Origin of the sequence: Paeniglutamicibacter sp. ZC-3, assembly GCF_025847175.2 — a bacterium.
Taxonomy (GTDB): Bacteria; Actinomycetota; Actinomycetes; order Actinomycetales; family Micrococcaceae; genus Paeniglutamicibacter; species Paeniglutamicibacter sulfureus.
This window is the reverse complement of record NZ_JAOYTG010000003.1, coordinates 21982-36055: the sequence shown is the minus strand read 5'-3', so window position 1 is coordinate 36055 and position 14074 is coordinate 21982. Positions and strand designations below refer to the sequence as shown.

Sequence of the window (14074 nt, the reverse complement as noted above, 5' to 3'; positions counted from 1 at the left end):
GCCGCCCCTTGCATGCAAGGGGCTTTTGTGTGTCAGGGGGGCCTACGCCGCCGATGCACGCCAGCAACCAGCAGGACAGCCACGTTCCACCCACAGGCGCATGAACAGAAGAAGGCGAAACCCGATAGTGAGCACCCAGCCGACCGGCACCGAAACCGCTGACAACGAGTCCACCGCAGCGGCCTACAGCTTCCAGGAGATGGAAGCCAAGTGGGCCCCGGTGTGGGACAAACTCGGGGTCTTCACGCCCAAGGACGACGGCAGCGCAGAACGCCGCTATGTGCTTGACATGTTTCCCTACCCCTCCGGCGACCTGCACATGGGCCACGCCGAGGCCTTCGCCATGGGAGATGTCGTCTCCCGCTACTGGCGCCAGCAGGGCTATGACGTGATGCACCCGATCGGCTGGGACTCCTTCGGTCTGCCGGCCGAGAACGCTGCCATCAAGCGCAACGCCCACCCCGCCGAGTGGACCTACAAGAACATCGACACGCAGGCCGCCAGCTTCAAGCGCTATGCGATCTCCGCCGACTGGGACCGCCGCATCCACACCTCGGACCCGGAATACTACCGCTGGACCCAGTGGCTGTTTACCCGCTTCTACGAAAAGGGCCTGGCCTACCGCAAGAACCACCCGGTGAACTGGTGCCCCACCGACCAGACCGTGCTGGCCAACGAGCAGGTCGTCAACGGCGCCTGCGAACGCTGCGGAACCGTCGTCACCAAGAAATCGCTGAACCAGTGGTACTTCAAGATCACCGACTACGCCGACCGCCTGCTCGATGACATGGAAGAGCTCAAGGGCCACTGGCCCGAGCGCGTGCTGGCCATGCAGAAGAACTGGATCGGCCGCTCGGAGGGCGCCCACGTCGACTTCGTCATCGAGGCCGCCGGCGGCAAGGACGCCCACAAGACCACGGTCTTCACCACCCGCCCGGACACCCTGCACGGCGCCACGTTCTTCGTGGTCGCCGCCGACGCCGAGCTGGCGAACGAACTGGTCACCGAGGAACACCGCGAAGCCCTGGAAGCCTACCAGGAGCAGGTCAAGGCGCTGAGCGAGATCGAGCGCCAGGCCACCGAGCGCGAGAAGACCGGCGTGTTCACCGGCCGCTACGCCACCAACCCGCTCAACGGCGAGAAACTGCCGGTCTGGGCCGCTGACTACGTGCTGGCCGACTACGGAACCGGCGCGATCATGGCCGTCCCGGCACACGACCAGCGCGACCTTGACTTCGCCCGCACCTTCGACCTGCCGGTGCGCGTGGTGCTTGACACCGGCGAAGAGGACCCGGCCGAGACCGGTGTCGCCACCGCCGGCGAGGGAACCCTGGTGAACTCCGGCGAGCTGGACGGCCTGCCCAAGGCCGAGGGCATCGCCCGCGCCATCGAGATCGTCGAGGCTGCCGGAACCGGCGAGAAGTTCGTCAACTTCCGCCTGCGCGACTGGCTGCTGAGCCGCCAGCGCTTCTGGGGCACCCCGATCCCGATCATCCACTGCGCACACTGCGGCGAGGTCCCGGTTCCCGACGACCAGCTGCCGGTGCGCCTGCCCGATGACCTGCGCGGCGAACAGCTCGCCCCGAAGGGCACGTCCCCCCTGGCCGCGGCCGAGGACTGGGTCAACGTTCCCTGCCCGAAGTGCGGGGCCGCCGCCAAGCGCGACACCGACACCATGGACACCTTCGTGGACTCCTCCTGGTACTTCCTGCGCTTCGTCTCCCCGCACTACACCGAGGGACCGTTCGACCCGAAGGCCGTGCGCGACTGGATGCCGGTGGGCCAGTACGTCGGCGGGGTCGAGCACGCCATCCTGCACCTGCTCTACTCGCGCTTCTTCACCAAGGTCATCTTCGACCTGGGGCTGATCGACGTGAAGGAACCCTTCAGCGCGCTGCTGAACCAGGGCCAGGTGCTCAACGGCGGCAAGGCCATGAGCAAGTCGCTGGGCAACGGCGTGGACCTGGGCGAGCAGCTGGACAAGTTCGGCGTCGACGCCGTGCGCCTGACCATGATCTTCGCCTCCCCGCCGGAGGACGACGTGGACTGGGCCGATGTCTCCCCGGGCGGATCGGCCAAGTTCCTGGCCCGCGCCTGGCGCATGGCCCAGGACGTCGACAGCACCCCGGGAACCGATCCGGCCAGCGGCGACAAGGCGCTGCGCCAGGTTACCCACAAGGCGGTGCACGAGGCGGCCGGCATGCTCGAGGGCGGCAAATTCAACGTCGTCGTCGCCAAGCTGATGGAGCTGGTCAACGCGACCCGCAAGACCATCGACTCCGGCGCCGGCGCGTCGGATCCGGCGGTCCGCGAAGCAGCGGAGGCCGTGGCCGTCATCCTCTCGCTCTTCGCCCCGTACACGGCCGAGGACATGTGGGCGGCGCTGGGCCACGAGCCCTCGGTCGCCAACGCCGGCTGGCCGACGGTCGACGAGGCCCTACTGGTCCAGGACACCGTCACCGCCGTCGTGCAGATCAAGGGCAAGGTCCGGGCACGCCTGGAGGTCTCGGTCGACATCACCGCCGAGGAACTCGAGGCCCTGGCCCTGGCCGACGAGGCGGTCGTCCGCTACCTTGACGGCGCCGCCATCAACAAGGTCATCGTGCGTGCGCCGAAACTGGTGAACGTGGTTCCTGCCTCCTAGGGGCGGCAGGTAGCCTACAGATATGGACGCCACCCAGCAGCCACCCCCCACACCGCCGCGGCCCACCCGCACCGGCGGTTGGATGGGGCGGCTCTGGAAGCAGCGCGTTGCGGATCCCGCCCACCGTGCCCGCCCCGCCCGGGGCCTGGTTCCGGTGGGCGTGGTCAGCGACTCCGCCGCGGCGCTGCCGGAGGACTGGGTGCGGCAGCACGCGCGCTTCCTGCGCGTGGTGCCCATGCCGGTGATGGTCGACGAGCAGATCTTCTCCGAGGGCACCGACGATGTGCCCACCGAACTGGCCCTGGGCCTGGCGATGGGCAAGGCGGTGCGCACCTCGCGCCCGGCGCCGGGACAGATGCTGCGCGCCTACCGGGAACTCGCCGATGCCGGGGTGAAGGAAATCATTTCCATCCACCTCTCCTCGGCGCTCTCCGGGACGGTGGACGCCGCACGCCTGGCGGCCGAGTCCTCGCCGGTACCCGTCACCGTCGTCGATTCACTCACCGTGGCCCTGGCAGAGGGCTTCACGGTGATGGACGTCGTGGAACTTGCCGCCGCGGGTGCGCCGCTGGCCGAGCTTGAGGCAGTGGCCAACCGCGCCGCCGAAAACCACGTGTACTTCGCCGTCCCCTCACTGGAGCAGCTGCGCCGCGGCGGGCGCATCGGCACCCTGGCCTCGGTGCTGGGCACGCTGCTGAACGTCAAGCCGATCCTTTCGGTGCGCGACGGGCAGATCGTCGCCCACGAAAAGGTGCGCACGCATTCGCGCACGCTGGCCCGACTGGTGGCCATTGCCCGCGACGAGGCGGCCGCCCGGGGGCCCGAAGCGCGCCTGGCGGTGCACTACTTCGGGAACCAGGACGCCGCCGAGGAGATCGTGCAGGAACTGGCCGGGGCCTCGCTGTTGGAAGTGCTGGCGGTCCCGGTCCCCGCAGTGCTTGGCGCCCACACTGGTGCCGGCGTGCTGGCCGTGGCGATTTCCGGAGGCATCGCACCCCCGGTGCCCGGACCTGTACGGCACGAGCCCAAGACAAAAGCGGAACCGAAACCAAGGCCCGAACCAAAAGCGAAACCGGTGCCTAGGCCCCGCAACATTGAGCCGCGTCGGGAATCGCGCCGCCGCACAGCCTCGCCCTCGGCCCAGGGTACGCCCGTCACGCCAACCTCGGCGTCACCGGACGAGCCGGCCAATCCCGAGGCTTCCGGAACCCCTTAGCGCATTCTCCGCTTCAGACCTTGGGCTGCCGCGGGCCGTGGTTCTCCACAACCCGGCGGTTCCCGTCCCGCACGGCACCGGGGGTCGTGTGCACTGGAGGACATGGGCTCGCACGAGTGGGTGGATCATGCCGAACGGAGCAACCTGGCTCCGGTCCCGGGCCGCCTGCGCGTGCTCATTGGCAGGTCCGCCGCGATTGTCCTGATCCTCGGAGCCCTGACCTGGATCTCGGTGTCGTTGCTGTTCAACCCGCCGCCGCGTGCTCCAAGGGGTGCCGAGTCCATCCCCTTGGAAGTGGCGGAGAGCGGCCAGACGGATCCCGCGGCGGAGCCGGGTGCCCAAGATCCGCCACCGGAACCGGAGGAGACCCCGGAGACGGAGCAAGGACCTCCGAAACCGGGCACCACCGGCCCGCCGGGAAGCGGTGTGAGCGCCGTGGTCCACTTGGTTGGAGCCGTGAAGAAACCCGGGGTGTACTCCCTGCCGCTGGGATCCAGGGTGCTTGACGCGGTGGAACTGGCCGGCGGGCTGGCGAAGGATGCCGCTCCGGAGGCGATCAACTTGGCGGCACAGATCCGTGATGGCGAACAAATCCGCATCCCGCGCCGTGGCGAGACCGGACAGGTTCCGGTGCCCGGGGTTCTGGATTCCAGCCGTTCGGAGGGTGCGGGCGGGCCAGGCGTGCCGCCGGGGAAAATCAATGTGAACACCGCGGAGCAGGCGCAATTGGAGGAGCTGCCGGGCATCGGTCCCTCGCTGGCGGGCAGCATCCTGGAATTCCGGCAGGCCAACGGCCCGTTCAAGAACCTCAGCGAACTTGATGCCGTGAGCGGCATTGGTCCGGCCCTGATGGGGAACCTGCGCGAACACGTGGTCTTTGAATGAGTTTCCCGGGCCGTGGCCATGTCGGAGGCGGGGTCACCGGGCTGCTTGGTCACTGCAGGACGGCCGGAAGGGGATGCCCGCCCTTGGCTCCGGCACAGCCGGAAAGTTGGGGGCCTGCGTTCCCTTGGTCTGCCTGGCCAGGAAGTCCAACGCCTCCCTTCTGTGGGCAGGAGTTGCCCACAGGGGCCTTCGTGCCGCAGCCGGGGAATTCGACCTTACGGAGCGCGCGCTCGTCACGCACTGTCTGGGCACGTGGTGCACCGACGGCCGTCCACCACGCATTGTGACCGTGGCCTTGACGGTGTTGGCCGGAAATTTCGCGCTCAAGCGCAGGGGGTGCCCAGCGTGCAGGCAACCCGTTGGAGCTTGTCGCTCGTGGACGGCGGGCGAGCGGAAGGCTTCCCTCAACGCGTCGGGCCGGGCGGCCCATGTTCGGCGGACCGGCAACTCGTGGGCTGTCGCAATGCGGTCGAGGCGATCGGTGCAACGAATCGAGTGGCGGAAAATATCTAAGTCCGGCATGTGTCAAGCTGGCGGATGCCTTACGCGCCCGAATGGCCCGGCGGCCGAAAGCGGAGCCGGATACCGAGCCCGGTCGGGTTGATCTCCGCGAGTGCTGGGCGTTGGCCGATGCCTGAGTTGCGGCGCTGGGAGGATTGCAGCTGCACCAAGTGTTCTGTGCGGTGGGTGTGTGGCTGTTTCGACTTTGATAACGTTGTCAAGCGTCGTCCATACCAAAGGCTAAGCGCATAGCCTTTGGTATGTTTGGATGGTGACCACAGATAAGCAGCAGTCCGGCGTCTGGCCGGCGACCGGATACGAAGCACGCCCGTGGGTGCGCGCCGGGAACGAAGTCGCCTCACGTAGGGCCAAGCTCTAGGCCCGCGGCGACTACCGGGCCGCCGTCCCGCCGCTCATCGCTGCAGCACCGGTTGCTCTGCCCGCCGAGGTGATCGCCCTAGCCGATGATGCGAGCCAGGAACTCGCCCGATTCGACGCCGAGGCCGGAACGATGGCCGCCCCGTTCGCATCCATCCTGCTGCGCAGCGAGTCTGCTTCCAGCTCGGAAGTGGAGAACCTCACCTCCAGCGCCAAGCAGGTGGCCCTCGCGGAGATCGGCGAGTCGAAGTCCGGGAACGCGCGCTTGGTCGTCGCAAACGTTCGCGCCATGACCGCGGCCATCGCGCTGTCCGACCATTTGGATGAGCACTCGATCATCGCGATGCACGATGCGTTGCTGCGGGACACTGCGCCCGAATATGTCGGTTATTGGCGCAACGAACAGGTATGGATCGGCGGCGGCAGCATTTCGCCGCACGCCGCAGCGTTTGTGCCGCCCCACCACACCCGCGTTTCCAGCCTGATGGCCGACGTTGTCGCATTCGCCCGGCGCACGGACGTGCCGGTGCTCATCCAGGCGGCGATTGCGCACGCGCAATTCGAGACCATCCATCCCTTCCCCGACGGCAATGGCCGGACCGGACGGGCACTCCTGCAGGGCATGCTCCGCCACGGCGGCCTGACCCGCAATGTCACCGTGCCCGTCTCGGCCGGGCTCCTCTACGACACGGATGCCTACTTCCGAGCGCTGACCGAGTATCGGGCCGGGAACACAAGCGCCATCGTCACCGCCGTGGCGGAGGCATCCTTTGCCGCGATCCGGAACGGCCGTGTACTCGTGAGAGACATCCAAGACGCAGCTGCGCGCTGGGACGACTTGATCATGGCCCGAAGCGACTCATCCGTGCACAAGGCGAAGAGCTACCTGCTCCGCCAACCCGTGGTGAACGCAAAGACCCTGGCCGGTGAGTTGCAGATCAGCGACGTCGCGGCCCAGAAAGCCATCGACCGGCTGGTCGACGCCGAGGTGCTCACTCAGACCAACACCGGCCGCAGGAACCGTGTCTGGCAGGCGCCGGAGATCCTCGCCGCACTCGATGCGTTCGGCGCACGGGCCAGGCGCCGCCGCGGCTGAGAGTCGCAAAGCCCGATGTTCGACACTCGCAGAAAGATCTAGACATGCCCTTATCTGCCAGTTATCTCGGGGAACACATTGAGTCCTGGAGCATGGGAACCGAAGCGTGGGCCGCGCCTAGGCGCATCTACCGCACATCGGGGCCAACCTGGGCCCGTGTCCGAACTGGTGTCCCGACGCGGAAGCCCCGGGGGCAGTGCCGAAGAAGCCCTGGAGGCCGACTGCGGACTCTGCTTCGATGAGCCGACCGCCTGGATCTGAACCACCGATGAACCTGGGCTACGACCAACAGGCATTTTTTCCTTAAGTTGCTGACGCCCGGCAGAATCACCTGAATCGCCCATCGGACCGGCCAACCCCGGGAGTGCGGGAACCGGTCGGCGCCCCTCTTCTCGTTCTCCGGATCATCGGGCGTGTTTCTCCACAGTCGGGCGCCGACGCTGAATGCACGGCAGCGGAAACGTGTGCACTGGAGGGCATGGGTTCCTACGCGCGGCGTGATCACACCTCAGAAAGCAAATGGCACGCGGCACTCGCCATGGGCAGGCTCGCGGACCTGATGCATGCAGCCTTGTCCCGGCGTTCGAAGGGGGAGTCGGATCTGGAGCCCGGCCGCGTAGACCTGCGCGGGTGCTGGGCGTTGGCCGGGGCGTGGGTGGCGGCGTTGGGCGGGGTGCAGCTGGGCCAGCTGCACCAGGTATTTTGGGCAGTCGGTTTGTGGTTGGTGGCCGGTGCAGGTCTTCTGGCGTTGTTGCGCCCGCGGCATGGGCGGCTGGGCCCGGCCGCGACCCCCAGTTTTGCCGCACCCGCCCTTGGCTGTGCCGCCGCGGCCCTGGTCTTCACGCAATTGTTCTTGACCGGGGCGGGCACGAACCCTGACTCGCTTGAACAGGCAGCCCGCGCTGGGACGCCGGTTCGCATCCAGTTGTCGTTCACCGAGGCCCCGCGGGCATCGTTGCAAACTGACAAGTTCTCCGAAGATGCCCGGCCCCACCGGCAATTCACCGTCGCCGCGCGTGCTCTGGTGGTCGCCGGCAACGGCAGTTGGCAGATCTCGGGGGTACCGGTGCGGCTCAGCTACCCCGAATCCCGGGCGCCGGACATTCCACTGGCCGGCGGGAGCACCGTTGAAGTGCTCGCCACGGTCTCGAACAGCGAGCCAGGGGATAGGCAACGCTTCTGGCTCAATGCCTCCGCCGATCTCCTGCCCCTGGGCAAATCCACGGCGCCGGGCGTTTTCCAAGGCATGCGAGAACGCTTTGTCGGTGCCAGCGACGCACTTCCACAACCCGCCCGCGCCCTGCTCCCTGGCATGGTGTTTGGTGACCGCAGCGGGGCGGACGAGGAACTGTCGGAAGCGATGAAGGTTGCCGGACTGTCCCACCTCAGTGCTGTCAGCGGGGCAAACTGTGCGATGGTACTTGGTTTTGTTATATCCGTCGGCCGTTTGCTGGGATTGGGTCGGCTGCCCACGTTGGGCTTGGGCTTGGCGGCATTGCTCGGCTTCGTGTTCCTGGTGGGTTACGAACCCAGCGTGTTGCGCGCAGCGGTGATGGGCACCATTGCGGCCGTGGGCCTGCACGCGTCCCGCGGCAGGAATGCCATGGCGGCCCTGACGCTGGCCGTGGTGGTCCTGCTGGCCATCGATCCGTGGTTGGCCTGTGAGCCGGCGTTCCAACTTTCGGTCCTGGCCACTGCCGGCATCGTGATCATCGGCAGGCCGATGGCGGCACGGTTGAATCGGTGGGTGCCGTCCATCGTGTCCGATGGAACGGCCATTGCCTTGGCCTCGCAGATCGCCTGCCTGCCGGTGCTGGTGGCGCTTAGCCCGGCCTTCTCGCTGTACTCGGTGCCGGCAAACCTCCTGGTTTCACCGTTCATTTCCCTCATCACGGTGGCAGGGACGCTCGCCGTGGTCGTCCTGATGGTGTTCCCGCTGGCGGGAATGGCGCTGGTGTGGGTCGCCGGCATGCCCACCATGGTGGTGGGCCTCGTGGGAACGTGGATTGCAGCTCTCCCGGGGGCGCTGCGGCCATGGCCGGTCGGGGTGGCGGGCGTCCTGCTGGCCTGGGGAATTGTCTTGGGAACCCTGCTTGCCCTGGGCCACGTGCATCCCGCCGCAGGATCCTGGCATTCCCGCATGGGGTTGGCGGCGCAGGGCGTGGTGACGGGGATGTTGCTCGGGCTGCTGCTGCCGGTCACCGCACTGGTACCGGCACCGGCCGTCGACTGGATGGTGGTGTCCTGCGACGTTGGCCAGGGCGACGGGTTGCTGATCAACGCCGGGGATGCCGGGGCGGTGGTGGTTGACACGGGCAAAACGGCCGAAGACATCGCCGCCTGCCTGAAGCACATGCGCGTCACGCGGGTCGCTGCCCTGTTCATCACCCATCGCCATGCCGACCACGACGGCGGGATTGCAGGGGTCGGCGACCGGCGACCGGTTGACAAGATCTACTACTCGGCTGCTGACGACCCCGCGGATCCGCCACATCTGACCGACTCCCGGGGCAGCCAGGTGACCGCCAGCCAGCTTGGGTCGGGGGCGACCGGAGCCGCAGGCCCCGTGGCCTGGAAGGTCCTGGGCCCGATCCCGGACGGTGTGTTCACGGGAGAAAACGACGCGTCCCTGGTCGTCCGCTTCGAAATAGAGGCGGACGGTTTGCAGCGGCGCATTTCCATCCTGGCAACCGGGGACATGGAAGACGAGGCCATGGACCAGTTGATCGACAAGGGGCTGATCGGACACGCCGACATCTTGAAGGTGTCGCACCATGGTGCCGAAAACGGTGGCGTGCGCACGGCGCCGACCGTCCGTCCGGCTCTGGCATTGATCAGCGTGGGTGCAGACAACACCTATGGGCACCCCTCGGATGAGGCCTTGCAGGCACTCGAGGAGAACCACGTGGCAGTCTTCCGCACCGACCTGCGGGGCACCATCATCGTTGGCTGGGACGGGAAGTCGCTTCGGGTCTCGTCATTGGGTCCGACAGCGGAACGGACGTCGACACGGGGACCGTCAAAGGGTGGGGAATGATGAAGCATTTGGCGTTGGAGATAAGATCGATGGGGTTCGTTAAACACTATGTAAGGGTCGGTCATGGCAGCGCCACGAGGCACATCCAAGAATGCGGGCATTTCATGGCGGTCAGTGGCGCCCGCCCCGTTGATCCTGCTGCAGGGCTCCGAGGAGCTGCTTGCCACCAGGGCCTTCGAAACCGTACGCAACACCTTGCGTGGGGGTGCCGAGATCGAACTGACCCGCTTTGAAGCCAACAGCTACGAGCGCGGGGAAATGCTGCTGGCGTCCAGCCCGTCGCTCTTCAGTGAAACCAAGCTCATTGAGGTCCGCGGGCTGGCCACCATGAACGAGGATTTCCTCAACGACACGCTCGCCTACGCGAAAGCCCCGGCACCTGAGGTCACCTTGGTCATGCACCACGGAGGGGGAGTGCGCGGCAAGAAACTGCTTGACGCACTCAAGGCCGCCGGCGCGGTGGTCGTTGATTGCCAGCCGTTGAAAAAGGACGCGGAAAAGATCGACTTCGTCACCCAGGAGTTTCGGACGGCGAAGCGCAAGCTAAGCGCCGAAGGCGCACGCGCCCTGGTTGCCGCCCTGGGCAGCGACCTGTCCGAACTGGCCGCAGCCTGCTCACAGCTCCTGCAAGACACCACGGGCGCGATCGACCAGGACATGGTGGACAAATACTACGGCGGTCGCGTGGAGGCCACGGGGTTCAAGGTCGCCGATGCCGCGCTGGCCGGTCGGGCGGACATCGCGCTGAGCACGCTGCGCCACGCCTTGGCCACGGGCACCGATCCGGTGCCGATTGTCGCCACGCTGGCCATGAAGCTGCGCCAAGTCGCGAAGGTCGCGGGGGCGCGCAAGTCGTCCGGGCAGCTTGCCAGTGAACTGGGCATGCCGCCCTGGCAGGTCCAGCAGGCCCAGGAGCAAGCTCGGCATTGGAACGTCGATGACCTTGCCCGTTGCATCCGGCTGGTGGCAGAGGCGGATTCGCAGGTCAAGGGCGCCTCGCGTGACCCGGAATACGCCGTTGAGCGGGCCGTTACCCAGATTTCGTTGGCGGCGCGCCGCTAGTTACGGCAGGTAACGCCACGCGGCGCCGGCCGAAAAGGATCAAGACAGTTTGCACGTGGCCTCACCACCGGAATGCCCACGGCCATTTCCAAACCCCAATCCAAGGGGCAAGCCATACGCGGGTTGGGACGCTAGGATCGACACATGAAACGGCGGTGGAAATTCGTGCTTGCCGTTGGCGTGTTTGGGGTTCTCATCGCTCTTGTTTTGGTTGTAGTGCGACCCGGTCTCGCGTGCCCGGCAGTGGGGTACGCGGATCTGGGCGACGTTGAACTTGAATTTACCAGCGAGCCGGACTCGGTTGCTGCCTGCTTCGGGTACGAATGCACTCCACAACCCGTCCAGAGATCTAACGACGGCAAATGGAAAGTTCCGCAGTCCTACCCCTACATGCCGCAAGATTCGGACCTGCATGGCAACGTAGGGCCGGGCAATGTCACCGCCATTCGAATCATGGCTGCGCGCCCGGCGGCCGCACCGATCGTCAGTATTATGGCCATCCGTTCGGAACCTGCCGAAGGCGGCCAGTTCTGGTCCACGTGTCCTGGTCCAACGAGGTACATGCCGGTGCGGGTTCCCTGAGAACGTCAGCGGCGGCATAATGGTCGATTCGGAGCATCGGCTGGTACCGGCAATCATTGTGATACAAAAATCGCCCGGCCGGGAATACTACAGGAGCTTCCCATGGCCCCCCTGTGATCCCCGGCTTCGAAGAACCATATGAGTGGTTAAACACGAAAGGCTCCCTTTCCCCTAGATATGGAGGAAAAGGAGCCTGACGATTCAGTGAAGCAATCCTTAGAGGGCGTTAACCTTCTTGGAGATGGCCGACTTGTGGTTGGCTGCGTTGTTCTTGTGCAGCACACCCTTCGTGGCGGCCTTGTCGATCTTGCGACCAGCTGCAACGAGTGCTGCTGATGCTGCATCCTTGTCTTCGGCTGCAACGGCAGTGTTCACTGCGCGGATTGCGGTGCGAAGCTCGGACTTGACGGCAGCATTGCGCTGGCGCGACTTCTCGTTGGTGAGAATGCGCTTCTTCTGGGACTTGATATTAGCCACTGTATTAAACTCTCTTGCTCATCGCTTGTATGGTCGGTGAGGGATATCTTCCGGGCCATTGACTGAGCGGCGTGGGGATACCTATGGCGACCCGGGAGAAGTGCCCGTCGACCTGCGCGGACACACAAGAAATAATACTAGCAGGTTCGGATGGCCATCACGAGTCGTTACCGCCCGCCGTGACTGTGAGCTACTTCCGCCGTGGCGAAGCGGGGTTCGCAGGTTTGGCCATGTATGGAGTTGCCCCGCATGGACGACGAACGGCCCCTGACCGTGAAGCCAGGGGCCGTTCGTGCCACAGAAGCTGCCTGTTATTTAGAGGGCAAGTTCCATCAGGTCCTCCATCGATATGCCGGTGTCGGTGGCCGGACGCCCCAGGATCGAGGACAGCACCTCGAAGAGCGCGGCCTGCGGGTCTTCAACCATGCGATGCGACCTCCAGCCGATGTGCTTGTCAGGGCGGACCAAGATAACGCCGTCTTCCTCGACTTCTCGTTGGTGCAGCCAGTCTCCGTAGAGGTCCTGCACCTCGAGGCCCTCGCCGATGACCACGGCTACCAGATCGATGCCCAGCCGGGAGCCGAGCTTGACCGCCGCATCCGCCCATGCCTGCCCGGTGATGCCGGTGAATAGCGTGAACTGGGTGCCCTTGGCGATGTCGTGGGTGGAGAACTTCCGGTCCCTGTCTCCGATCCAGGCATGCGGCAGGCGCAGTCCCGGATAGGTGGACTTCTGGTGGTGGAGCATCGGGTCTTCCGTTGGCTCCGGGCGTGTGCCGCCGTCGGAAACCACGGCGCTCGATTCGTAGAACTGGCCGATCTCCGTGCCCTGGGCATTAAATTCGTAGTCCTTGTTGTCCAGCGCCTCCCGGAGCGCCTTGCGGCGTGCCGCGCCTTCGGGGGAGTTCTCCTTGCGCAACTTGAGCTTCTCGATGAACTCCTCGTCCGTTGCCGCATCCGTGACTCCCAGGGCATCGAAGATCGGCTTGTACTCGCGTCCCGAGTCGTTGGCGCGGGTGACGATCTGCTTGGCCACCGGTGCCCGTTCAGCCGAATAGGTCTCCAGCAGCTCCTCGCCGGCCTGGCCCTTGAGTACTGCCGCCAGTTTCCAGGACAGGTTGTACGCGTCCTGGATGGACGTGTTGGAACCCAATCCGTGGCTCGGCGGGTGCTTGTGGATGGCGTCTCCCGCGCAGAAGACGCGGCCCTTCTGCAGGTGCGTGGCGTATTGCTCGTTGTTGCCCCACAGCGAGTAGCCCAGGATCTCGACCTCGAGGTCGTCGATGCCCACCAGGTTGCGGATGACCCTGATCGCTTCGTCGTTGTCGAGCACCGGGGGTTCCCCGTTGATGTCGAACCCCCAACAGATCAGCCACTCGTTCCACGGCCGGACCATGCGGATCAGTCCGGCGCCCAAGCCGCCGATGTTGGAGCCCGGGTTGAAGACCCAGTAGAGGATCGACGGACGGTGGGCGGCCAGGTGGGCGAGGTCCGCCTTGAAGGTGATGTTCATGGAACCGCCGATGTCCATGGCGCCTTCCATGGGCAGGTCGATGTCGGTGGCGACCTTCGAGCGGGCGCCGTCGGCGCCAATGAGGTACTTGGCGCGGATCGTGTACTCGTGGCCGGTGAGCCGGTTCAGTACCTGCACGCTTACGCCCTCGCTGTCCTGGGTGTGTCCCAGGTACTCGGTGGAGAACTGCGTCTGGGTGCCGCGCATGGTGGCGTTCTTCAGCATGATCGGTTCCAGCAGTGTCTGCGGGATGTCGCAGGGCATGGACGGGGAGGCCAGTTCGTAGTCGGCCCGGCGGTCCGGGCGCAGCCCCCAGGTGGGCCGGCGCCCGATTTCCTCGCCGGCCATGGACTCGCAGTAGACGGTGTCACCCATCAGCTCGTGAGGTGTCGCCTCGGCCAGGACCTGGTCCTCGATGCCTGCATCGCGCAGCACCTCCATGGTGCGCTGGTTGGTGATGTGCGCCCGCGGGGTGTTGGCTGTCCAGCGGTATTTGGTGATCATGATGTTCGGGATGCCCTGGTTGGACAGGAACAGTGCGGCCGAGCTGCCGGCAGGACCGGATCCGACGATCAGGACGTCGGTCTGGACCACGTTCGCGGTCTCCGGAGAAACGGTATCGGTGATTCCATCATTGAAAACAGGCATTGCGTGCCTCTCTTACTTGGACTGGTGCTCACTGCC

At 65.9% G+C, this 14074-nt stretch carries 9 protein-coding genes; 7 read left to right on the top strand and 2 right to left on the bottom strand.

Annotation, left to right across the window (positions count from 1 at the left end):
• The first annotated feature begins 127 nt into the window (after positions 1 to 127).
• From leuS to OIU93_RS04745, 7 genes are all read left to right on the top strand, one after another.
• Complete coding sequence (leuS, locus tag OIU93_RS04775) at positions 128 to 2644, top strand: leucine--tRNA ligase (protein WP_264268945.1); 2517 nt, start codon at positions 128 to 130, stop codon at positions 2642 to 2644.
• Positions 2645 to 2666: 22 nt separating this feature from the next.
• On the top strand, positions 2667 to 3860 hold the full coding sequence (locus OIU93_RS04770) for a DegV family protein (RefSeq protein WP_264268944.1): 1194 nt from the start codon (positions 2667 to 2669) through the stop codon (positions 3858 to 3860).
• A 102-nt stretch (positions 3861 to 3962) separates the two neighbouring features.
• Positions 3963 to 4745, top strand: coding sequence for a ComEA family DNA-binding protein (locus OIU93_RS04765; protein ID WP_264268943.1), 783 nt, complete (start codon positions 3963 to 3965; stop codon positions 4743 to 4745).
• A 949-nt stretch (positions 4746 to 5694) separates the two neighbouring features.
• On the top strand, positions 5695 to 6720 hold the full coding sequence (locus OIU93_RS04760) for a Fic family protein (RefSeq protein ID WP_264268942.1): 1026 nt from the start codon (positions 5695 to 5697) through the stop codon (positions 6718 to 6720).
• 538 nt (positions 6721 to 7258) lie between these two features.
• Positions 7259 to 9757 carry a ComEC/Rec2 family competence protein gene (locus tag OIU93_RS04755; protein WP_264268941.1) on the top strand — a complete coding sequence of 833 codons (2499 nt, stop codon included), beginning with the start codon at positions 7259 to 7261 and terminating at the stop codon, positions 9755 to 9757.
• A gap of 63 nt (positions 9758 to 9820) precedes the next feature.
• Positions 9821 to 10819, top strand: a complete 999-nt coding sequence (holA, locus tag OIU93_RS04750; RefSeq protein WP_264268940.1) for a DNA polymerase III subunit delta — start codon at positions 9821 to 9823, stop codon at positions 10817 to 10819.
• A gap of 144 nt (positions 10820 to 10963) precedes the next feature.
• Entirely contained in the window at positions 10964 to 11401 is a 438-nt protein-coding gene (locus OIU93_RS04745) for a hypothetical protein (RefSeq protein WP_264268939.1), read from the top strand.
• 216 nt (positions 11402 to 11617) lie between these two features.
• Here OIU93_RS04745 and rpsT read toward each other — a convergent pair whose 3' ends face one another.
• Together rpsT and OIU93_RS04735 are read right to left on the bottom strand one after the other, a co-directional pair.
• The gene (gene rpsT / locus OIU93_RS04740) at positions 11618 to 11878 is read right to left on the bottom strand and encodes a 30S ribosomal protein S20 (RefSeq protein ID WP_264268938.1); all 261 of its coding nucleotides are present in this window, start codon (positions 11876 to 11878) and stop codon (positions 11618 to 11620) included.
• A gap of 315 nt (positions 11879 to 12193) precedes the next feature.
• On the bottom strand, positions 12194 to 14038 hold the full coding sequence (locus OIU93_RS04735) for an FAD-dependent monooxygenase (RefSeq protein ID WP_264268937.1): 1845 nt from the start codon (positions 14036 to 14038) through the stop codon (positions 12194 to 12196).
• Positions 14039 to 14074 lie beyond the last annotated feature (36 nt).